The sequence below is a fragment of the Scytonema sp. HK-05 genome, from assembly GCF_963872035.1.
Classification (GTDB): Bacteria; Cyanobacteriota; Cyanobacteriia; order Cyanobacteriales; family Nostocaceae; genus Kalymmatonema.
The window spans coordinates 12,337-33,805 of sequence record NZ_CAWMYC010000157.1 but is presented as its reverse complement, the minus strand read 5'-3'; the positions used below and the strand labels follow the sequence as shown (position 1 = coordinate 33,805).

At 46.6% G+C, this 21,469-nt stretch carries 25 protein-coding genes; 9 read left to right on the top strand and 16 right to left on the bottom strand.

What is annotated here, in order from left to right; genetic code table 11:
• Nucleotides 1-167: 167 nt before the first annotated feature.
• The gene (locus AACT52_RS36385) at nucleotides 168-752 is read left to right on the top strand and encodes a hypothetical protein (RefSeq protein ID WP_073635275.1); all 585 of its coding nucleotides are present in this window, start codon (nucleotides 168-170) and stop codon (nucleotides 750-752) included.
• A 143-nt stretch (nucleotides 753-895) separates the two neighbouring features.
• Here the strand turns inward: AACT52_RS36385 and AACT52_RS36380 are convergent, their stop codons facing one another.
• Nucleotides 896-1,609, bottom strand: a complete 714-nt coding sequence (locus AACT52_RS36380) for an HNH endonuclease signature motif containing protein (protein WP_073635274.1) — start codon at nucleotides 1,607-1,609, stop codon at nucleotides 896-898.
• A 113-nt stretch (nucleotides 1,610-1,722) separates the two neighbouring features.
• On the bottom strand, nucleotides 1,723-2,292 hold the full coding sequence (locus tag AACT52_RS36375; RefSeq protein ID WP_073635273.1) for a tyrosine-type recombinase/integrase: 570 nt from the start codon (nucleotides 2,290-2,292) through the stop codon (nucleotides 1,723-1,725).
• Nucleotides 2,293-2,529: 237 nt separating this feature from the next.
• Here AACT52_RS36375 and AACT52_RS36370 point away from each other — a divergent pair, with 237 nt between their 5' ends.
• Complete coding sequence (locus AACT52_RS36370; RefSeq protein ID WP_073635272.1) at nucleotides 2,530-2,760, top strand: hypothetical protein; 231 nt, start codon at nucleotides 2,530-2,532, stop codon at nucleotides 2,758-2,760.
• A 192-nt stretch (nucleotides 2,761-2,952) separates the two neighbouring features.
• On the opposite strand, the gene AACT52_RS36365 is transcribed toward AACT52_RS36370, so the two are convergent.
• Nucleotides 2,953-5,808, bottom strand: coding sequence for an nSTAND1 domain-containing NTPase (locus tag AACT52_RS36365; RefSeq protein WP_073635271.1), 2,856 nt, complete (start codon nucleotides 5,806-5,808; stop codon nucleotides 2,953-2,955).
• 457 nt (nucleotides 5,809-6,265) lie between these two features.
• On the opposite strand from AACT52_RS36365, the gene AACT52_RS36360 reads away from it, so the two are divergent.
• Entirely contained in the window at nucleotides 6,266-6,649 is a 384-nt protein-coding gene (locus AACT52_RS36360; protein ID WP_073635270.1) for a hypothetical protein, read from the top strand.
• Between the two features lie 568 nt (nucleotides 6,650-7,217).
• Here AACT52_RS36360 and AACT52_RS36355 read toward each other — a convergent pair.
• The 10 genes from AACT52_RS36355 to AACT52_RS36305 form a co-directional block, all read right to left on the bottom strand.
• Nucleotides 7,218-7,772, bottom strand: coding sequence for a hypothetical protein (locus AACT52_RS36355; protein ID WP_143172959.1), 555 nt, complete (start codon nucleotides 7,770-7,772; stop codon nucleotides 7,218-7,220).
• Nucleotides 7,773-8,294: 522 nt separating this feature from the next.
• Nucleotides 8,295-10,250 (bottom strand): hypothetical protein, encoded by a 1,956-nt coding sequence (locus AACT52_RS36350; RefSeq protein ID WP_198941062.1) that lies wholly within the window; start codon nucleotides 10,248-10,250, stop codon nucleotides 8,295-8,297.
• Between the two features lie 66 nt (nucleotides 10,251-10,316).
• Nucleotides 10,317-11,039 (bottom strand): hypothetical protein, encoded by a 723-nt coding sequence (locus AACT52_RS36345; RefSeq protein WP_073635268.1) that lies wholly within the window; start codon nucleotides 11,037-11,039, stop codon nucleotides 10,317-10,319.
• Entirely contained in the window at nucleotides 11,039-11,431 is a 393-nt protein-coding gene (locus tag AACT52_RS36340) for a hypothetical protein (protein WP_073635267.1), read from the bottom strand. The genes AACT52_RS36345 and AACT52_RS36340 overlap by 1 nt, the downstream gene beginning before the upstream one ends.
• 2 nt (nucleotides 11,432-11,433) lie before the next feature.
• A complete protein-coding gene (locus AACT52_RS36335; protein ID WP_073635266.1) occupies nucleotides 11,434-11,730 on the bottom strand; it encodes a hypothetical protein in 297 nt (98 codons plus the stop codon).
• Nucleotides 11,731-12,039: 309 nt separating this feature from the next.
• Nucleotides 12,040-12,309, bottom strand: coding sequence for a hypothetical protein (locus AACT52_RS36325; RefSeq protein WP_073635264.1), 270 nt, complete (start codon nucleotides 12,307-12,309; stop codon nucleotides 12,040-12,042).
• A complete protein-coding gene (locus AACT52_RS36320) occupies nucleotides 12,302-12,535 on the bottom strand; it encodes a hypothetical protein (RefSeq protein WP_073635263.1) in 234 nt (77 codons plus the stop codon). Before AACT52_RS36320 ends, AACT52_RS36325 begins: the two co-directional genes overlap by 8 nt.
• On the bottom strand, nucleotides 12,528-12,821 hold the full coding sequence (locus AACT52_RS36315) for a hypothetical protein (RefSeq protein WP_073635262.1): 294 nt from the start codon (nucleotides 12,819-12,821) through the stop codon (nucleotides 12,528-12,530). The genes AACT52_RS36320 and AACT52_RS36315 overlap by 8 nt, the downstream gene beginning before the upstream one ends.
• Complete coding sequence (locus tag AACT52_RS36310; RefSeq protein WP_073635261.1) at nucleotides 12,818-13,042, bottom strand: hypothetical protein; 225 nt, start codon at nucleotides 13,040-13,042, stop codon at nucleotides 12,818-12,820. The genes AACT52_RS36315 and AACT52_RS36310 overlap by 4 nt, the downstream gene beginning before the upstream one ends.
• Complete coding sequence (locus AACT52_RS36305) at nucleotides 13,042-14,061, bottom strand: ParM/StbA family protein (RefSeq protein WP_073635260.1); 1,020 nt, start codon at nucleotides 14,059-14,061, stop codon at nucleotides 13,042-13,044. The genes AACT52_RS36310 and AACT52_RS36305 overlap by 1 nt, the downstream gene beginning before the upstream one ends.
• A 287-nt stretch (nucleotides 14,062-14,348) precedes the next feature.
• On the opposite strand from AACT52_RS36305, the gene AACT52_RS41645 reads away from it, so the two are divergent.
• The 6 genes from AACT52_RS41645 to AACT52_RS36280 all read left to right on the top strand — a co-directional run bounded on the left by AACT52_RS41645 (nucleotide 14,349) and on the right by AACT52_RS36280 (nucleotide 19,583).
• On the top strand, nucleotides 14,349-14,510 hold the full coding sequence (locus AACT52_RS41645) for a plasmid partition protein ParG (RefSeq protein WP_414589956.1): 162 nt from the start codon (nucleotides 14,349-14,351) through the stop codon (nucleotides 14,508-14,510).
• Complete coding sequence (locus AACT52_RS36300) at nucleotides 14,507-14,815, top strand: hypothetical protein (protein WP_073635258.1); 309 nt, start codon at nucleotides 14,507-14,509, stop codon at nucleotides 14,813-14,815. Before AACT52_RS41645 ends, AACT52_RS36300 begins: the two co-directional genes overlap by 4 nt.
• Nucleotides 14,812-15,237 carry a hypothetical protein gene (locus tag AACT52_RS36295; RefSeq protein WP_073635257.1) on the top strand — a complete coding sequence of 142 codons (426 nt, stop codon included), beginning with the start codon at nucleotides 14,812-14,814 and terminating at the stop codon, nucleotides 15,235-15,237. Before AACT52_RS36300 ends, AACT52_RS36295 begins: the two co-directional genes overlap by 4 nt.
• Before the next feature lie 240 nt (nucleotides 15,238-15,477).
• On the top strand, nucleotides 15,478-15,669 hold the full coding sequence (locus AACT52_RS36290; RefSeq protein WP_073635256.1) for a hypothetical protein: 192 nt from the start codon (nucleotides 15,478-15,480) through the stop codon (nucleotides 15,667-15,669).
• Nucleotides 15,670-15,912: 243 nt separating this feature from the next.
• A complete protein-coding gene (locus tag AACT52_RS36285) occupies nucleotides 15,913-16,284 on the top strand; it encodes a hypothetical protein (RefSeq protein ID WP_143172958.1) in 372 nt (123 codons plus the stop codon).
• The gene (locus tag AACT52_RS36280) at nucleotides 16,284-19,583 is read left to right on the top strand and encodes a DUF3987 domain-containing protein (protein ID WP_073635254.1); all 3,300 of its coding nucleotides are present in this window, start codon (nucleotides 16,284-16,286) and stop codon (nucleotides 19,581-19,583) included. Before AACT52_RS36285 ends, AACT52_RS36280 begins: the two co-directional genes overlap by 1 nt.
• A gap of 664 nt (nucleotides 19,584-20,247) precedes the next feature.
• Here AACT52_RS36280 and AACT52_RS36275 read toward each other — a convergent pair.
• Genes AACT52_RS36275 through AACT52_RS36265 form a run of 3 tightly spaced genes read right to left on the bottom strand, consistent with a single transcriptional unit; the run spans nucleotide 20,248 to nucleotide 21,342 of the window.
• A complete protein-coding gene (locus AACT52_RS36275) occupies nucleotides 20,248-20,667 on the bottom strand; it encodes a single-stranded DNA-binding protein (RefSeq protein WP_073635252.1) in 420 nt (139 codons plus the stop codon).
• Between the two features lie 59 nt (nucleotides 20,668-20,726).
• Entirely contained in the window at nucleotides 20,727-20,939 is a 213-nt protein-coding gene (locus AACT52_RS36270) for a hypothetical protein (RefSeq protein ID WP_073635251.1), read from the bottom strand.
• A 52-nt stretch (nucleotides 20,940-20,991) separates the two neighbouring features.
• The gene (locus AACT52_RS36265; protein ID WP_073635250.1) at nucleotides 20,992-21,342 is read right to left on the bottom strand and encodes a hypothetical protein; all 351 of its coding nucleotides are present in this window, start codon (nucleotides 21,340-21,342) and stop codon (nucleotides 20,992-20,994) included.
• Between the last annotated feature and the right edge of the window lie 127 nt (nucleotides 21,343-21,469).

Below are 21,469 nucleotides of genomic sequence, written 5' to 3'. Positions count from 1 at the left end.
GTAGGGGTAACAGAACGTGACATTAGCTTGCGCTTTGCTAGTTTTTAAATGCAGGCAGGGACGACTTATGCAGTTGGGGCGATTGCCTCCCTTCTGGCACCTTTGCAATCGCGATTCTCGGCTAAAACAGTGATAAAAGAAAGCTACTTTAAGGAAAACGCTCTTTTATGCCGCAAATTACTCAAGCTTCAGACTTGCTACCGCTTGCAGAAATCATTAAAGGTATGACGGGTAAATCCTGTTGCCAAAGGATCTTGACTGATGGTAATCAACTCCGCCTTTACCTTGCAACCAGAGTTTCAAGTTCAATTGAGCCTGAACCGAATGAACAAGAGGAATGGATATTTAGCGCACAAACAACTTTTTGGAAGCTTACGTCTATGAATCAAGCAATGTCTCTTTACGAGGAGGAAGATGCGCTAGGGCTCATCGCATTTGGTCATCAAACGATAACAACGTCACAGGAAAACGCAGCGAGCATTAACGAGAAAATTCGTGTGTTGGAAGGAACCTATCTAATAGGTTTAGATTTCCCATATTCTACCTTTAATCTCTCATTCACTTTTGACCCTCAGCCCGAACTCACTTTTGACCCTCAGCCCGAACTCACTTTTTCTCTGAAATATCGTCTCACTCTAATGCCAGACTTAGAGGAGCCTGATTTAGCGTACTGGGAACTAATTACTCCCAATCAGATGCTTCTTAAGTTTGGACCTGGTACCGCTTGGTCTTATACAGCGTTGCAGTCATAATAGACAGAAAACAACCAATTTTTATAGTTAAGATGATTTCATCCTAACTTTGAATATCTGAGCAACCATTCAGATGTGATTTGACACTTTGTGCGCTTTGGGCGATCGCTGCGAAGGCACTGGCGCTCGTCAATCGCAATTAGTTAGATGTTGCGTGCCAAAGGAAGCAAGTGTTTGTATTCGTCAAAAACGTATTTCCATCTGTCGCCACAAGCAACCCTGCTAACAAATCTTGGACTAACGCCTAAAAGTTTTGCAACATCAGACTGTTTTCGTCCTTCGCAAAGAAGCTTAAAAATATTTCTTATAAGTCGTTCCGAGTACTTGCTCTGTCCATTGTTTTCGCCCCTATTGTTGTGAGGATGCCTAGCACGTTCATGAATATCGCGGTTGTTGTCAGAATAAGTGCCAGCATAAAGATGATTCGGATTGACACAGCGCCTATTGTCGCAAGTGTGACAAATCAATAAACTGTCTGGAATCCTGCCTTTGAAAATCATGTAGGCGGCTCTGTGAGAGTGAATGTTGATTCCACCTATACCGCCTACTCTGAAGCTTCCATAGTGATTTTTGTCCATTCCGTGCCATTCCCAGCATTCGTTGTCCCCTCGCTGGGGAAACTTAGCCAAAAATCTATCTCTTGCAGAGACAACCATTTGATACAAATCTTGCTCCAGAAACCGTTGACGGTGGGCATCCCTACTCTTTTTCCATTCGTCTGTGCTGCAAAGCCTGCAAATACTTTTGTAGCCAGTTGGTTGCCTCTTGTCTTTAACAAAATCAGTAATGGGCTTGTTCCGTAAGCACTTTCGACAGGTGCGGTTTTGCTGTTGTTCGTTGGGTGCGGAAGCTGTCAAGCGTGTAATTGCTCCTTAACTTTGTATGGGTTGGGGGTCACGTCTGGGCTGTAGTTGGTAGTTCTCCGCAGGCGTGTTTTCCCACGGGACTTCTATAGTACTTTTGATCTCCCTCAAAAAGTTAGCTTGGCGATCGCATTGCGTTTCTGTTGGTCACTTACATCTAGGTAACGCTCAAGCGCTGATAGGGTCTTGTGTCCAGAAATAGACTGGATGTGGCGTAGTGGTATGCCGCCGTCGCTCATGACTGTTAGTGCGGTGCGGCGAAAGGAATGAGTAGAGACACCCTCTATACCCAACCTTAAACAAGTTTCCCTGAGGATTAAATCAGCGGAAGCCTTGTGGATATGCCCTAAGCCATGCCTACCAGGAAACAAGAATTCCTTTTGGCGGTTGGGATTGTACTCCTCAAGGTACTGCCTTAAAGTTGGGTGTACTTCAATTTCCCTGGTTTCCTTCTTGCCTTTGGTGTTGTAATAGCGAAACAAGATTTTAGACCTAACGCCCATCTTCCCGAACACATCCCCAGTCAACAGGGTGCAAGCTTCATTGATGCGACAAGCGCAATACAGGCATACTCCAAACAAAGCGCGATCGCGTGGCTTCACAAAACCCGAGGTAAATAGTAAATTAATTTGGTCGGCTGTTAGGATTTCTGCCTTGCCGAAGCGGTTGATTTTCATGGGGGTTTGGGTACATTATCTTCCTATGCAATGACAATGTAACTGACTTTAACCCTGATTCTTTCGTTCCTCATGCTGTGGTATTCGGCGTAGTTAATCCAAGCTTATAGGAGGTAATTGCTGGAACCCTGATGACTTCGTTGACATTATTAAATCTGCTTATGATAGCGCTGATATCACCGATTACAGCTATAATCCACTATCCTTAATGTGTGGTTGATAGCAGGGTGGGCAGTGATGGCAGAATCACCAATGGTCGGTTGTCGGGTTCCTCAGCATTGGCACGAGCAAATTAAGCAAATAGCAGCTGCCAGTGGACGAAAAGAATCTGATGTTGTACGTGAGGCTGTGGCGCAGTACTTGGGTGAGGTTAGCCCTGGTGCAGTGTCGGGAGCTCTAGCTTCTCTTGAAAATCGTGTAGCAGTTCTAGAAAGCAAACTTGCTGGATTGGGGCGATTAGTGGGCTGAATTAATTTTGAGGAACGTTAATTATCGGAGATACACGCGCATTAATCCAATGCGATTCATGTGAAATACTCTACCTAAGGGTATTGAAGATTTGGCAGGGATATGCTAGCGAACCGCAAGGGGCAGCTCCTCCGAATCAAGATGTGTTTCATCGCTACTTTGACTCTGGTGTCCAAAAGGCTATATTTAGTCCTACTTGCTGTTTGGTAGTCCCAGCTTTTTACGGAATTCTGGGTCGTAAGTTGCTTGTTCCCAATTGTCGGCTTGTTTCACTTGCTCTGGTGTTAGGTTTTTAATATTACGGAGGTTAGTGCATACGATTTCGTTTTCATATCGCTTTACACACCCAAGCTTGGCACCTTTGAGGTCGGCATCTTGGAGCTTGGCACCTAGGAGGTTGGCATCTTGGAGCTTGGCACCTTGGAGGTCGGCACCTTGGAGGTTGGCATCTTGGAGGTCGGCACTTTGGAGGTCGGCACTTTGGAGGTCGGCAGTTTGGAGGCTGGCACTTCGGAGGTAGGCACCTTGGAGGTTGGCACCTTGGAGGTAGGCACTTTGGAGGTCGGCACTTTGGAGGATGGCACTTTGGAGGTTGGCACTTTGGAGGTTGGCATATTGGAGGATGGCACCTAGGAGGTTGGCATCTTGGAGGTCGGCACGTTGGAGGATGGCACCTTGGAGGTTGGCACGTTGGAGGTAGGCACGTTCGAGGTTGGCACGTTGGAGGTAGGCACCTTGGAGGTTGGCATATTGGAGGTCGGCACCGTAGAGGTTGGCATCTTGGAGGTAGGCATCTTGGAGGTTGGCACCTAGGAGGTTGGCATCTTGGAGGTCGGCACCTTGGAGGTCGGCACCTTGGAGGTCGGCACGTTGGAGGTTGGCACCTTGGAGGTTGGCACTTTGGAGGTTGGCACGTTCGAGGTTGAAACTTGCAAGTTGGATATTATTTAAAGAAACACCTAGCTTAACCAGTTCTTGAAGTGCTGCGATTCTTGCACGACTATCTTTTTGTTCCTTTGCATTCTCAACAGTTTTCCAATATCTGTCAATTTCCATCTGTCTTTGGGCAGTAAACCCTAAAAATACTGCTAAAGCAACGATAGGAATAAAAACAAACCCAACGAACTTTAAACGACTACTCCGTCTGTATTTGATACTTTTTACAATAAATTCACCAGCCAAATCTGATAGCGCTAAACTTATATTTTGTTCTTTTTGAAATGCTTTAGCTTCATTTAACTGTTTCCCCAGCAACAAGTCGTCTTTCGACTTCCCCTTATTTCTCCACTCAACTGCTGCTGCTTCAATTTTACGTTTCTGTATCAATCGTTCTCTATTTTCATTTACCCATTGACGCAACCTTGCCCATTCCCGTATCAGTGCTTCATGAACGACCTCTACTGTTTCTTCTCCTGATTTATCGTTGCGTCCTGTTACGACCAATCGTGTTGAAGAACCTGCTAAATCAATCACTAAGTCCCAATTCTGATGACCAATTTCCTCACGGGTTGCTACTCGTCGGGTGTCTTCTGTTCCTTCACCTAAGCGCACTAAAGAAAGAAAAATACGCTGTGCTTGCTGTTTTTGTGAGTCATTGAGTTTGAGATAAACTTGTTCGCTGTGTTTGATGAGTGCTTGTTTGACGCCGCCTATTTCATCATAAGCTTTATGCGTCAATTCAGAATTGTTCTGCTTTGACCATAATTGAGTTAAAGCAAATTCTAATAATGGTAAATTACCGGGTTCTTGACCCACATCATCTAGTATTCTTTCTGCTAGATGTGTCTGTAGTTGTACGCTTAACTTTTGAGCAGGTTGTTCAATGGCTGTTTGTAATTCTTCTCGACTCATTAAAGTTAGTGGCTTGTGTCCAAATTTCTCTAATGCTTCACCAAATGGGCGATAAGAGAGGACGTAACCGTAGAAATCGGCTCGTAATGTAAAAACTAGTGTTATGTTTTTTTGGTTAATAGCTAAGAGTAACGTATCAATGAAGCGCTGTTGTTCTTCCTTGTCTTGGCATTGGGTGTAAAGTTCTTCAAATTGGTCTACAACTAATAAAAAGCGTTTTTGTGGTTGATTTTCTAAAATCTGGGATGCAACTTGATGTAATTTAACTTCACCTTTCTTTAAACTTTCTGCGAGTTTACCAATTTTGATAACTTTCTCCACATTATCAAGATTAGGTTCCAATTGACGCACTAAGGTAAGGGCAAGTTCATCAAAGGGTTGACTTTTAGGACGAAATGATGAAATCAACCAAATCCCTTCTGAACGCAATCTTGGAATTAACCCAGCAAACACAACAGATGATTTCCCACTTCCACTTGCACCGATGACTGCAACTAGTGGTTGTTGGTGAGTCATTTGAAACAACGCATCCGTAGATTTCTCTCGTCCAAAAAAGAATGCTGCATCTTTCTCACCAAAAGCAGACAAGCCCTGGTAAGGGTTGGGGGGAATATCACCTGCGACAAATTGAATATCAGATGGATGGATGGATGTAACTTTTAGAACTGGAGTTTGGTCTTGTTTTAACCCGACAAGCACAGCACAACCCAAATTATAGGCAAACTGCACCTCTTCTCCTGCACCGAGTGCATCATAGAAGGCGACAGCAAAGGCAATAGCAGCTTTATCCCCAATTGCTTGATTCATGCCAATCACATATTTAATGTATTGGCTGATGGCTTGGGCTTGTTCTTCTGAGTAGCAAGCATTGAGAAGAACGCACTCAACGCCTTTGACTGCAAATAACTTAAACAACTTAGACAGCGCTTCTTTTTCTACGAGCGCTGGTTGTCCCGTTTCATCTTCCAGAACAATACCATCAACTCCGGTGCCGTGACCACAGAAGTGAACAATTTGAGGCTTATGTTCTAGAATAGCTAGGTAAAAGTCACGCGAGCGCACTGCCCATTTTTGTACTAACCGAAATTGTTCGCGGTGCTTGAGCGCATAATCAATTTCCCTCACTTCCTCATCCAGCCGTAGCCTAGAGGTGCTTGCAGGATTTGCAGCCAGAACCAAGATTGTTTTGACAGGCATAGGAGTGGAGCATTGCTACCTATATTTTGCGACATTAAGCTTTGACAAGAATACTACATCAATCATGCGCTGTGACAGGCGGAGTACAATTACACTCAACAGGTTAATCCTGTGATGCCGTGAGATTTTCGACGCACTGCTAAAAACCCAACCCAGCCAGCACCAAAACCACAAGAGGGTTCTCCCATCCAGAATGCGCCGCAGCTTGCGCGCGCTCTTGCGGCGCAAGGTATACGAAACATCAGCGTAGCCCAGAATCCTTGGGCAGCAAAGTTTGATCTCGATAATGATGGTATTGCTTGTGAAAGTTAATAAATATTAAGCGTCTAGTAATGTGTCTAGTATACAACTAGTTTTTCTGAGATTTTCCACGCTTGATATTTGTCTAGTTTATGTCTAGTGAGTAGTGAGAAAAGTGCTAGTATTGCACTAGACAAGTTACTAGTGGATAAATACCATGAGTGAGCGGGAACGGATACAGCTAAATCTCAGACTGGACGGGCATAAGGATTTATATGAAGCGGTAAAGGATGCTGCTGCTAGACAGAACGCTAGCGTCAACGCCTTTGTGATAAATGCTCTTAAAGCTGCGGTGGGGTGGGAAATGACTAATCATACCGCCGATACTCCTATACCTAACGTAGAGGCGATTGTGGAGGCAGTTAAGAAAGAGCTAGACGCAACACTAGACACAAAACTAGATACAAAGCTAGACGCAACACTAGACATAAAGCTAGACACAAAACTAGATACAAAGCTAGACGCAACACTAGACACAAAACTAGACACAAAACTAGCAGAGTTTGAGCAGCGATTGCTGGTAAAGCTAGAAGCCTGGTAGAAGAGTGTAAGGCTACCAGGCAGCATCAGGATAATCAAATTGTAGTACATCAGAACTATCAGGAAGTGCGATTGCCTTTACAGGCACTGCGCTCCGCGCAATCGCTTGTCTTGAAGAAAATGAAACTTGGCTCACAATCACAAGCGGGGAAGGCAATTGACGCATTTATCAAACAGTTGGAGAAGGAAACCGAATGAAGAATCAACCATGCTCAATCTGTAGTGGTGCCGCTTGTCGTGATGGAACCCGCACCTTGGGCAGCAGCGGTATTGCCCAAGGTGCGACTATTCCTTTATAGAAGGTACATTGCCCCGTCGTAGTACGCTTTTGAAGCGCACTTCTTAAGCCGTAAAGGAGGCAATCGCCTTCTTGCTCAAAAATATGCCCCTGCCTTATGGAAGGGGCAACAAAATTGGTTTTTGGCTTGCGCTTGATAATTCTTAAATGCAGGTGAAGATGGCTTATGCAGTTGGGGCGATCGCTAAAACGCTATGTAAAGGGTTGCAATAAGCGTACTTCAACGTTACCTGTAGAGTTTCTAAAATTTTGCGGCACTCCCCCGTGAAAATCAGTCGAGGTACCACTTCCCGCACTTGCTGACGCCGTCGATCCGCGCACAGGCTCGAGCCGCGTGTACACTGTTGTTCACTGACTGGGTGCGCTTGCCGGAGAACGGACCGCACTGCTTCCATCCTTGCGACTCGGCGTCGGCGTTGCTCTTGATGCCGCTGTCGGTCAAATCGTACCGCTTGTAGCTGCGGTCCACCCAGACCTGGTCACCCGATCGCCATCCGGACTTAATCTCAGCCCGACTGTAGGTGTCTAGCAGGCTCTCGTTCTGCAGCTCGACCTCGCGACCGTTGAAGCTGAATGAGGCTCCAGACCCCACCCTCCTAAAGCGTCCAACCACAGCCTCGCCGTCGCATGAGGACTGGGTCGTCTGTATCAGCGAGTCCTCTCCTTGCTCGTAGGACGGTGTGTTATCCTCTTGAGTTGGCGTTACTTGCTCTTGATCAGGAGTAATCGCTTCATTGTCTTCTGCAGAATTCTCTGGCTCAAGTTGTCCGAGGACGGGGACGGTGTTAAATAACAGAGAAGCCGTGATAGTGCCGATGGCAGTCATACGACTTATTTTCTTTAAATTCTTTTTAATAAGGTAGGAGTGCATATTTTCCTTTTTTTCAAACTAAAAAAGTCTATATCTACTCTGTTTTTGGGGCTTCATTTTACGCAAAACCCCTTTTTTTGTCATAAAACGTTACCTTAGCTATTCAAGATTGTCGTTTCTTTTATCGAATTACTTATGTTTGCAGAAGCTACCATTCGCAATCGTCAACACCTGATTGAAACGCAAAAGCACTTTATACCGCAGCTACAGCACCAGAGCAATCCCAGTAACAAAAAACCCCGGTGATGAGCCGAGGGTTTTGCTTTACAAGAATTAACGTTTTATAGACCTATTTCGGCTTTCCGGGTTAACCCGGAAGAGAACCGGTTTCCGGTTGGCTGACAAGAACACCCGGAAATGCTTCCGGGCTAGTCCGGACTAGCTTCCGGGTTTTCTCCGGTTTCCGGATTCCGGTTTCCGGGTGGGCTTTTAGTGGCATTCTGGAAACCACACTCCTTACCGGAAGGCATTTCAAAATTAATTTGGTTCAAACAGATTGGGGTTGGTTAGCTTACCTTTCTTCTTGCTGGCTAACTGTCTCATTAGATAGCGTAGATACTCCGCCTTGCTATCGAAGTCATCCGGCTTTGTAATCTTGTCCAAATTCTTGTTAGCGCTGTTTAAGTCGTATTCCTTCCCCGTTGTCTTGCGCGTCACAATCCAAGAGAGAAGTTGTTGTTCGTGGCTGGTTAATTCTGATGGCTGATTAATTGGGCTATTATCATTTTCTAACTTAGAGGTTGCAGGTTCTTCGACTTCAATACTGAAACTAGCTTCAAGCTTTTGGATAGTTTCGCTCAACTTATCCTTGTTCTTTGGCTGTGCTGGTGGTTCCGAATACAATTCTGGAAATATTGTTAACAGCGTTCTTACGGGGTCAGGCTGTCCGTTACCTGGATGCAATTCTGTTTTCAACCATTCGGGTACAGCGCCCAATTCACCACCTTTGATAGGGCTACCAAAATTCTCAGGATTTGCCTTGAAGTACTCACCACTAGCAACATTCATCTTACGGAGTCCGCCAGCACTGACGGATTTAGCCACACAACCAATGAAGTTGACCGAAGCCTTGAACGTGTCGGCTAGTCCCGCCGTCGCCTTGCCTACCACAGAAGTGAGGTTAGAAGCGTGTAGGACTATGATGAGCGTGCCGCCACACTTAGCGAATCGTGAAAGCAGGAATTGAATTGCCCAGAGTCGTTGCGATTCCTCAAGCAGTGATAGCAACCGCATTGCCTCATCCACAATGAGCAGTAAGTTCTTATGGGTGTAAGGTTCACAGCCGTCCAAGCCTTTAAGGAACATCAACAGGTCACGCGCTACAAAGCCATCGGCTGTATCTGCATCTTTACCCGAATACTTGAGAGCGCTGGTCAGATTGCAGCTAAACGGGTAAACGTCCACCCCAGCCGTGAAATATTGCACATTCAGCCCTGGGTCAAGTGCTTTGGATAAAGTAGCCAGTATTGCTGCTAAAGTGCCTTTTCCGCCTCGTTGAGTGCCTGCGATTGCAATTATCTGTGAACCCATCATTTCATCAATTCTGAAGCCGGATGAGATAAGAGCATCAATCACCGCCTTGGCTCGTTGGTCTAAGGGCATGGAGGCGAAGGACTGAAATGTTGTAAAAATGTCTTCACTGGCAGATGGTTCGGTCTTGGGGGTATCAAGAGCGCCAGTTATCTGAGGTTTTGGCAGCTCTACAACATTGGGCTTTGGTAATTCAACAATGGTAGTTTGTGGCAATTGTACAAAAGTAGGGACGACGGTTTGCTGAATTGCTCTGACCTCATCAACTTTAACCCTGCTGTCAACGGCAACGTTTTCTAGGTGAGCATTTAATGACTCTCTGTTGGGTAGCGATCGCCCAGAGAACTTCTCAAACCAACTCAACAGCCAACGATAGGCATAGAACCGCTTACCTGGCTCTACTTGAACTAAGTACTCATCAACCGTTTCAAAGTTGGTAAACAAAAAAGTGTACTCTATTGCGTCATGCCTTGGCAGAAACTTTATTGTGTCTCCTAAATGATTGACTTGATGGTCTTGCCTTGCGTCAAAGTCTCCCGCCCTGGCTAGAGCATCCAAGAAGTTACCACGCACAAAAGGCAGCGGGGCTATTTCCTTGGTGCGGTTAAAATGTTCTACCACAGTCCACAACCAGGCTGCACCGCCAATCATGCCACCAACAAGCATAAAAGGGTTTATGGCATAGCAAACAGTTCCAACGCCAGCTGCAACAATTCCCAAAACACGGGCAGTATCCGCTTCTGCCTCCACTGCGAGTGCTTGCTCAAATAACTGGTCTTTTCGTTCCTGTAGCCACATTGCAACGTTCCCAGCTTCAAGATGTGAAAGACTGGGGTATTGGTCACGCAAGTATTCAGTTTGACGGGTTGTGATCTTGGGGATGTTGTTGTTAGGATTGACCATATAAGAACCTATCAAGAGTTACAAAAAGCGCTCTGGGACTGCGTTCCATTAGAGCGCTTTAAGTTTTTAGTCTTTGGTTAGTTGCCAAATAGCAAAGCCAATTTCACCTGCAAGCATCGTTGCAATGTTAAACATGATACAAGTGAGGATTGTTAATGGTTCGGTATAGGCGAATGGGTTGCGTGCTGCAAAGGTTGTTACCAGGTCGAACATCCAGATTGCTAGGCTAATTAAACCAGCCGTTGAGCGATCGCGCATCCCAGCAACTTTATAATCTCGCCATAATTCACCAACCAGGTCAATCTTGCCACTTGGCTTAGATTCCAGGTCATAGACCATGTGGTCTTGCAGTTCTCGCCGTGCTGAATCTGGGTTCTTGCCTCGTAGGGCGTACGCTTCGACTACTTGCAGCCCTACTGCGACGAGGAATGCCAAGTAGAAGAACGGGTTGAACACTGCTGCCGGAACATTGAACCATGACCACCCCACCTCGAACCAGGGGAAAACGGAACGCTGTCTAAATACTGTTTGCCAGATGGAATCAGCGCTGATGGCACTCCCCAGCATGAAAAGTAAACCACCAACCACAGCCCGACCTGCACCGCCATTGGCTACAAACTGAGCCACAATAGCAGCTGCAATCCTAATGGGTAAACCAACAATTAAAACAGTCCATTTGGCAAGGAAATCAATGATTTGACCGATTGAGCGCTTTGGTGGTTGTTTCCCATTGTTGGTGCTAGAACTTTCGCTATTACTGCTCTTAGACCCACCAGAGGTAAATGTCATTAATTAGAATCTCCTTTGCAGATATTGTTGTACTTATGCTTCCAAAGCCACTGATTGCCCTCAATTTTTCCGATACAAACACCAGCACTGTCGTAGACATAAACAATCTCGGATGCACCATAACCCGTCGTGTCTGGCTTGGGGTCTTCTCTTGGGCTGTCAAGGTAACGCCTAATTCGCAGTGAAGTTGCATTGGGTGCAATGCCAGCGTTGTACAGTGCCTCTGAGGTTTTGGCGCGTTCAGCAATGGTTGCACGCTGTAATTCTTCTTCTGCCTTCAATCTTTCAGATTGGGCGTATGTTCCAATCTTTGGGATTAGAGGCAGAAGCACCGGGGCTGCACAAACAGCAATTCCTGCAAGCGCTAGCCCTATTTGCTTCTGATACACCATGCCTATGTTCTATGTCTTTCGTACTTAATTTGCTCAATTAACGCTTGGGCTAACCCCAGTTGGTCAGAAAAGTTGAGTTCTCCAAAACGCTCAATTGCTGGTAAAATGTATTCCCTCACTTCATTGGGGTCGTAATGAGGAGAGGCATCGGCAGTGATATTTCCAATCAATGAGAACAACATCCAGAGGCGCTCGGAGTTGTTTAGTGCCTCGAAAGTGCTTCCCCAGCTTTCCTCCATATCGCCCAGCAATCCGCTGTCTCCGGGTGTGTGATTACAAAAAAATCCGATTGGTTTCATTTGTCGTATGATCCCTAATGTTGTGTATTCTTCATTGGCGGAGATGCACCCAAGGCGATCGCTCGTTTTCCAGGCAGGCGATCGCTTTAAGAAGGCAAGTTTCCGAATAAATCAAGCGCTAATTGCAAATCTCTGATTTGCTCGAGTGAGCAGCGGGTTAGATAAGCTATCAGCGCCTTGTGTTCGCACTGCTCTCCCTCAAAACTGCCCTCTGCGACCAACTTGAAAAAATAGAAAGGACTCCAATCATCCTGGCTTTGGATGGAAATCATGAAATTAAGCTGAGACTGGGTAAAAGGCATATTCTTCCTAAAACAAACTTTGTTGAATTGCTGTCTCAGTCACTATGGCGTGATGTTGGCGATACAGGCTCGGAACCTCATAAACTTTGCGTAGTACCTTGTCGCGATTCAGCCTCAAATCAGCCGTTTTGCGCTGCGCTGGCAGTGGTCGAAACAAGTATTGGGTGTGTTTGATGCTGCCGAATGCGTAGAGGTAGCGGTAGAGTGTCCCATCAATTTGAAAAACTTTGCCCTGGGTCAACAAGGTGACGCAGCTGATCAGCTTTCGGTCATTCACCTTTGAACGCCTCCAAGCTACCCAGATTCAGTGCTTGCACCTGTTGCCAAACTTTTCGCTGCACCTGGATTTTAGAAAGTGCAAGACTCACCCTGCGCTTGGTTTGTCCCTCTGCCCAGCGCCAAAAGTTGTATTTCCTTCCAGTAGTACCTGAGTAGTGCCACTCACCACGCTCACCCTGGATCAGGTACTGCCCATCAATGGTCAAATCTGCAATATCAAACATTAATTTCTCCCTGTAGCGGGTTATTTAACGGTTGTTCAGTAAAGAGTTCGTCAAAGGATGGAATTCTGCATCCCATCTCGGAAGCCGTTGGATTATCCAACAAGCTGAAGTCTTCATACGCTTGGGATAGTTGGGTTAAAAAGTGCAGGCAATCGGCTTGTGTAAAATCTAACCCTACTAGAAAATCTTCATTCTGCATCTGGGCGTAATCTTCGTTTTGGGCAATCGCATCCAGTATTTCTTGTGCCTGTTTTATCAATTGCGATAAAGGGGTGCAGTTCATCATTGCCACACTCCAAACTCGTTACTCAGGACATTAACCAAACTGTCGTTAGGGTTTGAGTTGCTGGCAGTAGTGGAAGTAGTGGTTGTGGGCTGCTGTGCTATGAGTCTTTTGTGTTCTCGTAGTAGGTGGTTTACAACTTCTGTGGCATCCTCACACCCCATCTGTTGCCCGACTTCGTTGACCCAATCGTGTAAGTACGGGCGAATACTAACTCGCATCATTAGATACCTCCTTTAACTGAATGTTGAGCAATGAGAAATAAACCGTGACTATTCGCCACTTGAGCATCTGGCAGGGTCGCAATTCCATGTTTTGCTAGCAGCTGATTAATTCCAAGTAGAAGAGAACCGCCACCAGTAGCGATGATGGATTCGCATCTTGGACGCCAGGGCGCAACGGGTTTGAGTGCTGGCGTTAGTACTGTTCTCACCCACACTGGCAATTGCTCGTGGTAAATTTCTCTGAAGTTCCAACCACTACAACCGTAATCAAAAGTTCCGTTTTCGATGCCTTGCCGGATAACTGCTCTATCTCCTTCTTGACCTAAATTTGCTCTTGTGCTGGGGTGGCGTGCTAGAGCTTCCACTAATTCCCTCACTCCTCCAAGGTGAATTGTGCGCGATTGTTTCACCAACTGCGTACCAGAAAAGACAGCGGTGATTGTGGTTCCAAAGCCAAGGTCTATGAGGATGGTTTGACTTTGAGGCTTGAGGATAGCAGTTTTTAGGGCGTTGACAATGGTTCCTCGCCCTTCCTCAAATACTCTGGCTGATACGTTTACAGTTGTTTCCCGTCCGTTGAGTTCTACAACATGGGAACCATCGAAGGATTTTTTCAAGCGATCGCCTAAAACTTCTGCATCCTGAATTGAGAGCGATAAGGCAATATTCCAAACTGGTTGGTGTGGAAGTCGTTGCAGGCAACCGAGAAAAGTTTGTAAGCCCAGTTCGAGTTTGCCCAATTTCTCGTCAACGACGCGCTGATATGCCAGCGGGGATTCGAGGTAGGCAGCGTCACCCGTCACCCATCTTTTGCTTTTTAGGTCGGTGCGGCTCCCGTCCAAGTATTCGATGATGTTTGGGCTTTCACTGGCACAGCGTAACTCCAGGTAGTAGCTAGGGGACACAATCACTCCGTCGCTGTGGGTGAGTTTGCTGAAACCATTGCCTCCATCAAAGCCCAATGGTGTGAGCTGCTCAATTTTGCCAGTCCTGACGTTTGCCGGCGGGATTATAATCATTCAAATTTTCTCCTGAGTGTTTGAGAATTGCGTTCTTTGAGCCACTGCTGATTTATATGTGCATGAAAATTTAGCAGATAGCAGGCGTTGCCATCTCTAGCAGTGGTTGTCTTTTGCGGTTATGGTGATAGGATAGCGTTATGCCGCTAAAACGGCAAGTAGGCAATAATTAATTTCCTCTTTAACGTAATGCCGCTATAGCGTATCGTTCCCAAAGTTGGCAAGCTATAGAGGTAAGGAGCTAAAGGGGAATATCGCTATTGTCTGCCGAAGATGACGTTAAAAACGTGAAGGTATCAATTTATATGTCGGAAGATTTGAGGGCGCGGTTTAAATCTGCTTGCGCCTTGCATAGAAAAAGTATGAATGAGGTCTTAGTAGAGTTTATAGAGGACTATCTAGAGGAGAATGAGCGACCCGCACCTAAGAAAGACAAGGGGGCGGCATGACTCACGACGGGCAACAAAACAGGTTAGACCAGATTGAAGCGATACTGCTGCAAACTGCTCAACAGCAGCAAACTAATACAACAGCGATCGCTCAACTGACTGAGCAGCAGCAAACTAATACAACAGCGATCGCACAACTGACAGCCAAAGTTGACGGGCTAACAGAGGAGGTTGATAGCTTGCGTGATATTGTGATGCATTCAATCCAAAATGCTGAGAGCGATCGCGAAGTGTTCCAAGCTGAAATTCGCCGGATTTGGGAATACCTGCTGGGGCGGTCGGGTAATGGGAGGGGTGAGGGATGACGGCTGACGGAGGACAAAACAGGTTAGACCGGATTGAAGCGATACTGCTGCAAACTGCTCAACAGCAACAGACTAATACAACAGCTCTAGCTCAACTGACCGAACAGCAGCAAGTAAATACAACGGCGATCGCACAACTGACTCAACAGCAGCAAGCTAATACAACGGCGATCGCACAACTGACCGAACAGCAGAGGCAAATGCAAGCGGCTATTACTCAGCTGACGGCAAAAGTTGATGGGTTGTCTGAACAGTTAGAAGCAAGTTTTGCTGATATAGCGGTAACAATTACACGACTGGGTGAGGAAGCGCACGAAGATAGGCAACTTATAAAAGGCATTCAGCTTGAAAATCGGCGCATTCTTGAATATCTTTTTGGACAACAAAGAGGAGGTGGCGAAAATGGACAAGCTGCAAGTTAGTTTATTCTCAACAACTTGGGCTTGTTGCTGTGCCAATTACACACTTGCTTGCTGTGTCACTGACACAGTCTTTGACGATTAGTACTTTTTTACTACAAAAGGAGAAATTCCCCTTTCCACGCTGGTCAAGAGCGGTTAGAATACCGACTTGTACCCCTTCGGTGCTGTCTTATTAGGTACGACATCTGAATCGACACCGATTTGATTGCTACCGTATCTGAGTTGACTTTACAGAGAACTATGGCGAACCAAACAGCAAAACCAACTTCGCTTCGCCTTGAAGCAACTACTAAACTTTGTTGTAGCGACTTTCAGCGTCTAATTCGGTTGGCGCAAGTGCAAGGGCGTCCGAGGGGTGCTGTTGTCCGGAGCGCTCTGCTCCAATATTTAGATTCTTTTGAGGAAGCGGAAAATTTAAAAGCCGCGAGTTGACTATAGGAGTACCTCGCGGCTTTATTCTAAAAAAAAGGCGATCCAGTCAAACCCCACCCGTTAACCGCCCGCGTTGCTTCAACAACGCTACGGTCCAGTCAAGAAAGACCAAATCAACCGTTATATCACAAAAAAATCTAGATATATATTACCAACAAGAGTTAGCTGATTTCTGGTCGTTTCTAAATTTATTCAAACGGGGGCTTGGCTGGGTTGCTTCAATCCAAAGTGAGGTAACTAAAGATGACCCCGTTATATCACAAAAAAAGTTTATCATCCAGTCCATTAGCACACGAAGTATTTCCTAATACTCCCAGCGGTTGCCCGTCTTGTGGATGCTCTAGCTTAAAATTTATCCGGGTGCAGCCTCCTTCTCCGCACTATGGCTGTTACAGATGTGCTGGCTGTGATTGCTTTAGAGGTTGGGTGCCAAAGCCAGAAACGAAGCAACGACGGGAAGAACTTAACTGCGCGATCGCACAGCTGCTGGGATCGCCACATATTAGCGAGTGGGAGCGAGGGTTTTTAACCAGCATCAAAAACCAGCCGAAACTTTCTCCACGCCAGCGTGAGATTTTGAGCCAAATTCAGGCAAGAGTAGGAGGTGAGGGCTAATGGTTGCATCAGTTCACTCTACTCCTCCTCGCAACGTCCGCGAAACAATCTCTTGGTTACTGCGGCTTGGTCGTCCACCTCTTCCAGAATGCCCGATTGAAGCAGCCAAGCGGGGCAAGCAACCCAAACAACCATGCTTTCTTGATAGTAAAGGATATCTTCAATCGCTTGATTGGAAGCAGTGGCAGCAGACTCAGCCAATCAAAGAAATATTGGATAGCTGGTTCTGCAATTCCAAAACGGGCATTGGAACATTAGGCGGATGGAATGGTCAGCACTGGCTCGGTTGGATTGACTTTGACCAAAAAGATTTTGCAAGTCCTGACGAGTGCGATCGCATTATAGAAGAATGGCAGCAGCAGTACCCGTTGGCACAGGAAGCTCCGATGTTCCGTACTCCCAGCGGTGGTTATCGCTTCTTGGTGGCATTCGACACAGAACCAGAAAACTTCAAGGCAAACAGCGGATTTAGTCTTAGGGCAGATGGTAGCCATCATGTCGGGGAATTGCTTACAAAGAATGGTGGACACACGCTGCTACCTCCTACAGTAGGTGTCACTGGTAAACCATATTACTGGGTACGCTGGAGTGAATATCCTCCAGTTGTTACCAGTCCAGAACAAATTGGTATTTACCCAGTCCAAAAGAAAACAAAGGCACAAAAAACCCAACCAACTGAGCAAGCAACAAAAACTAGCGCCACAGACAGCCAACTTGGTGATTTTCTGGATCAGGAAATTTATCCCCGTCTATCACTAGAGCAAAGCTTTAACTGGCACGGTCACGACTTCCAAGCGTCTGGTGACAGACTCAAAGGTAATTGCCCCTGGCATGATAGCCAGTCAGGAACTGCCTTTTATTGTGAAAAGAAAGGTAACACACCCGTTTGGCGTTGTCCAGCGTGTGAACTTGGCGGTGGTGTTTTGGAATATCGCCACAGATTAAGAGGTGGCAGCGGGGCGTTACGCGGCAAAGAGTTTGTAGAGGCGGTTAAAGAACTAGCAAATGAAGTAGGGGTTGAGATGCCAGCGTCAAATAGACCAGCTAGCAGTTCAAAACAAGTTACTGGTAACGTAGTTGCTCACCCTGCTCTCGCACAACAGACGTCGGTCAGCGTTATCAAAAATGAAATTGAGGAATTGCTGTTAAGCAAACAGCTATCCGATTCTGAAGTTGAAGCTGCAAAAATTGATTTACGGCGTAGGCATCCCAGCGTGTTGGCTCCGGAACTGGACAAGCTGTGGAATGCTCTAGCCTCCGACCTGCAAAAAACCGATGCAAAAACCGATGACCGGGAAGAACTAGAGAAGCTGTTGAAGTTGGGTGAGCAGTCCTTAAAGTTGGCGGATTACTTACCACCTACTTTAGCTAACCCTTTGAGCTTGTATTGTGAATGGTTGAACGTCAAGCCAGAAACTGTATTACTAGCATTGCTGACGGCAACCTCTAGTTTACATGAAGTCGGTACAGAGTTGGTAATTCATCGTACACAGGGCTTTTCTGTTCCACCTACTATTTTTAGCGCAATGGTTGCGGAAAGTGGACAGAAGAAAAGTCCCATCACTCGGCAGATTGTATCCAAGCCCTTAGCAATTCTTAAGAAAGAAGCTCTGGAAAGTTACGCGGCGGATTACGAGGATTACCAGTTAGAACTACAAGATTGGGAGCAGAGGAAGTCAGAAACTCCAAAGGGAACAAAGTTTACTGAACCAGCACCAAAGGAACCGACACCTGCACCAATCTTTTATTTTACTGAAGCTACCGGGGAAGGTATCAAGGCACAGGCGCAAAATGCACCAAGTAAAGCGTTGTTTGCTCTGGTGGATGAGCTAGCAAGTTTCTTTAATTCTGCCGATAAATACCGTCAAGGGCGGGGGGGTGACCGACAGGATTTACTCAGCTACTACGATGGCACGGGTCAAACCGTTCTGCGTTCTTCTGGTGTCAAAGTGGATGTTCCTCAAATTTATTTAAGCATCTTCGGAACCATTCAGCCTGAAGTAATCCGCAGTGTAATGCGTGGCAGTCAGGACCCCGACGGACAATGGGCGCGATTCCTCTACGTGCAACAACCTTTGGCTGCATCATTCTTGCGAGATGATGACGGCTCGGCAGTGGACATAGTGGACTTACTTGCTGGAGTTTACCGCAAACTGCACAACACTCCAGCACGGCAGTACACCTTATCACGAGAAGCATTTAAAGTTTACCAGCCTTACTACAACCGACTGGAGCAAATGAGGGTTACTCACCCCAACCCAGGAATGAGGGCAGTTTACTCCAAGGCAGAAGGGTACACCGGACGGCTAGCTTTAAATTTGCACGTCTTACACGAATTGTCTACAAGCAAGTCCACACCGTCCACAGAAATTCCAGTTGAGCGGATGCGTGAGGCTCTAGCACTCATGAACTTCTTCATCGGGCAAACTCGCTTACTCTACTCTGCTTTCGACGAAGGAACAGCACCGCACATTGTCAAAATGATGGAACTATCCCGGAGATTGCGACTAGCTGGACAGGAAGGATGGGTCAAAGCTAAGGATATCCAATCCGGTTACAACAGCAAGTCTCGCCCTAAGCCGGACATTGTTAGGGGGTGGATGCAGGAAGCGGTCAATCTTGGGTTGGGAGAAGTTCGCGGCGTACCAACTAGGTTAGAGTTTAGAGTTTTGGGTGATTCTAATAAAAAAGTGGACTCGGTGGACTCCAGTGGACTAAAAGTGGACTCAAAGTGGACTCAAGTAGAAAAGCTTAAAACACTTACCACAAATACATTAGGTGACTTAAATAATAAAAAAGTGGACTTAGTGGACTCGACCCCACACCCTCAAGACGCGACGACTTTTGCTAAATCAGACTTGGTAACACCTCAAGAAGTAGTGGACTTTAGTGGACAAGGAGAGATTGTCAGTCCACTAAAAACTCAGAATGAAGACACTGAGCCAAATTCAGCGGTGGACTCGGAGTCCAATATCAGTCCACTAGAGTCCACTTTTGGACAAATAGAGTCCACTTTTTTGTCCACTAGTCCAATAAATGCTGTGGATGCTGATGGCAACGAAGTTCCGCCGGTGGAGTCGAAATCTACTAATGATGAAGTCGAGGAACCAACAATCACCCAAGGTTGCCGGGTTCAAGTAATCATGCCTGGTAGCATGAGGAATGGCTGCACTGGCACGGTTGGGAGTATCCGAGGGAACCTGGTTCGGGTTTATTTGGATGACTCAGCTTTAGGGGATCTCCGGTGGTTTGAGTGTTACTTGCCATTCACTGATCTGTGTCGGCTAGAAATCGTTTAACCTCAACTCAATCGACTAATGCCGTCTGGCTGTAAAATGTAAAAACTGGCTAGAATACCTTAAGAATTAAAACAAAGCGGCAGATCGGACACTTCTGGAAAGTAGTGATGGCTCGTTGTCTTAACGAGCGTTGGGGCGTGTTTCCGATCTCAAAAGTATCAAAAAGTATCAAAAAGTAATGCTTTTTCAAGGTTTCTCTTTGCAAGGATTCTAAGGTTCGAGCCGTAAACTGTGTCACTGACACAGGCAAAAAAACCCCAGCGGGTGCCGGGGCGCTTAGTTCTATATGTGTGAGGGGATTAGCTGTTAGCTTGTAGTTCTAATAGCCGCGATGGCGTAGCCGCCCGCCCTGTCGGGCTTCGCCTCTCTTCTCCAACTTCAGAACTGAAAATTCCGCAGCGTCTCAGGCAGAGTTGAATAAAGAAAGACTCGCGCTTGGTGCGGTACTGGCTCAAAATTTCCTACTGTTCCCAATAATTGGAGTGTTCGTCCAAAAGCTGTTGGCGCTTGGCGGGGGAGGATGTGGCGAGCACGATCCAAAAAGTGAGGCGCGGCTGGTCAAGCGTTCCCTGAGCCAGCCCAAGCAGCTGGAACAGGCAAAGCAACAGAAAAAAGGAGTGGTCACCCACTCCCTCTACTGTTGCCGCTCCAGCTACTTGCCTCGCTAGTCCAGCCGCGCCAATCCCCGAACCTTCTCTGGCACAGGCTCAACTTCCGCATTCGTTATTGGTTTAAACGTTATCAGCCGCTCATAGGCGTTTGAGCCGTCCTCTGCTTTTCCGGTGCAGCGAGAAAACCAAATCGCTGGGTCAAACTTATTGGAGGGCGATCGCCTGATGTACTGCTGCCCGTTCCAAGAAACAATCGCCGCCCCGTGTTGGTCTTTTCGTTCCACCGTTGCCCCAATCGCTGACCAGTCAAAGGTTTTAAATGACTCCAACGAGTATTGGTAATTAGGCGCTGTCCTGGGGGCTAACCGTTCCAGCGCTGCCGTCATCCTCTCTGCAAGAGCAGCCATTTTCTCAAGTGCCAGCGTTTGCCGCTGCTGGATTTGTAGCCAGGTGTGAATTTGTTCTGGTGTCATGTTTGAATAGTCCTTGTGTAGTTCTGGGGGAAAGCTTGCAATTGCCTTCCCCCATCGTCTTAGCTGTACTGCTTCACCCGCGCTTCAAAGTCAGCGACGGCGTTAGAGTACCTAACAAAGTAATGCCCATATTCGGTTGCCACTTCATCAGGTGAAATCGAGACATAAGTTGCCCATTCTCGGCAGCCCTGCCCTGGCAGCGATTCCTCACACAGCCAGACCCAGCGCGAGCCCACTTGCTGTTTTTTGATAGCTGTCATTCCTAGTTTCATAGTTCCTCCTCTGGTTGCCCCAGCACTCGCCGGGGCGTTTAGTTCTGTGGGATTAGCTATTGGCTTGCAGTTCCAAGCGTGCAATGCTCTCGCGTTTCTCCAACTTCAAAACTGAAAATTCGTTGCGTCTCAGGCAAAGTTGAATAAAGCAAGACTCACGCTTGCTGCGGTACTGGCTCAAGATTTCTTGCTGTTCCCAGTAGTTGGGGTGTTCGTCAAGTAGCTGCTGCCGTTTGGCTTTGCGCTGTGCATCGTTGCGGAGTGCTGCGTCAAATGCGATCGCACTATCAATCTCCGCTTCAATCTGCTTGGTGGTAGTGCAGGTCTGGTCAATTAACTGGTCAAGGTCAAATACTTCTGCTTGGAGTTTTGCAATTGCGGTTGGATATTCGTTGAGGTTCATGGTTTACAATTTCAATGGTTAAAGTTTTGGCTTGGGCAGTTTACCGACTTACCCAGGTCGCTTTTTTAGAACCAGGCTGTCGTAGTAGTCGCCCATTAAGTCTTGTCTTTCTTGTGTTAACTCAAAC

What these genes read in the sequence shown, in the direction of transcription:
- AACT52_RS36320 (WP_073635263.1), bottom strand. Translation starts at nt 12,535, where the DNA reads ATGTTTGATATTGCAGATTTGACCATTGATGGGCAGTACCTGATCCAG.
- AACT52_RS36270 (WP_073635251.1), bottom strand. Translation starts at nt 20,939, where the DNA reads ATGAAACTAGGAATGACAGCTATCAAAAAACAGCAAGTGGGCTCGCGC.
- AACT52_RS36355 (WP_143172959.1), bottom strand. Translation starts at nt 7,772, where the DNA reads ATGACTGCCATCGGCACTATCACGGCTTCTCTGTTATTTAACACCGTC.
- AACT52_RS36360 (WP_073635270.1), top strand. Translation starts at nt 6,266, where the DNA reads ATGAGTGAGCGGGAACGGATACAGCTAAATCTCAGACTGGACGGGCAT.
- AACT52_RS36285 (WP_143172958.1), top strand. Translation starts at nt 15,913, where the DNA reads ATGACCCCGTTATATCACAAAAAAAGTTTATCATCCAGTCCATTAGCA.
- AACT52_RS36375 (WP_073635273.1), bottom strand. Translation starts at nt 2,292, where the DNA reads ATGAAAATCAACCGCTTCGGCAAGGCAGAAATCCTAACAGCCGACCAA.
- AACT52_RS36275 (WP_073635252.1), bottom strand. Translation starts at nt 20,667, where the DNA reads ATGACACCAGAACAAATTCACACCTGGCTACAAATCCAGCAGCGGCAA.
- AACT52_RS36305 (WP_073635260.1), bottom strand. Translation starts at nt 14,061, where the DNA reads ATGATTATAATCCCGCCGGCAAACGTCAGGACTGGCAAAATTGAGCAG.
- AACT52_RS36385 (WP_073635275.1), top strand. Translation starts at nt 168, where the DNA reads ATGCCGCAAATTACTCAAGCTTCAGACTTGCTACCGCTTGCAGAAATC.
- AACT52_RS36280 (WP_073635254.1), top strand. Translation starts at nt 16,284, where the DNA reads ATGGTTGCATCAGTTCACTCTACTCCTCCTCGCAACGTCCGCGAAACA.
- AACT52_RS36265 (WP_073635250.1), bottom strand. Translation starts at nt 21,342, where the DNA reads ATGAACCTCAACGAATATCCAACCGCAATTGCAAAACTCCAAGCAGAA.
- AACT52_RS36300 (WP_073635258.1), top strand. Translation starts at nt 14,507, where the DNA reads ATGACTCACGACGGGCAACAAAACAGGTTAGACCAGATTGAAGCGATA.
- AACT52_RS36335 (WP_073635266.1), bottom strand. Translation starts at nt 11,730, where the DNA reads ATGAAACCAATCGGATTTTTTTGTAATCACACACCCGGAGACAGCGGA.
- AACT52_RS36290 (WP_073635256.1), top strand. Translation starts at nt 15,478, where the DNA reads ATGGCGAACCAAACAGCAAAACCAACTTCGCTTCGCCTTGAAGCAACT.
- AACT52_RS36370 (WP_073635272.1), top strand. Translation starts at nt 2,530, where the DNA reads ATGGCAGAATCACCAATGGTCGGTTGTCGGGTTCCTCAGCATTGGCAC.
- AACT52_RS36365 (WP_073635271.1), bottom strand. Translation starts at nt 5,808, where the DNA reads ATGCCTGTCAAAACAATCTTGGTTCTGGCTGCAAATCCTGCAAGCACC.
- AACT52_RS36350 (WP_198941062.1), bottom strand. Translation starts at nt 10,250, where the DNA reads ATGGTCAATCCTAACAACAACATCCCCAAGATCACAACCCGTCAAACT.
- AACT52_RS36315 (WP_073635262.1), bottom strand. Translation starts at nt 12,821, where the DNA reads ATGATGAACTGCACCCCTTTATCGCAATTGATAAAACAGGCACAAGAA.
- AACT52_RS36340 (WP_073635267.1), bottom strand. Translation starts at nt 11,431, where the DNA reads ATGGTGTATCAGAAGCAAATAGGGCTAGCGCTTGCAGGAATTGCTGTT.
- AACT52_RS36310 (WP_073635261.1), bottom strand. Translation starts at nt 13,042, where the DNA reads ATGATGCGAGTTAGTATTCGCCCGTACTTACACGATTGGGTCAACGAA.
- AACT52_RS36345 (WP_073635268.1), bottom strand. Translation starts at nt 11,039, where the DNA reads ATGACATTTACCTCTGGTGGGTCTAAGAGCAGTAATAGCGAAAGTTCT.
- AACT52_RS36295 (WP_073635257.1), top strand. Translation starts at nt 14,812, where the DNA reads ATGACGGCTGACGGAGGACAAAACAGGTTAGACCGGATTGAAGCGATA.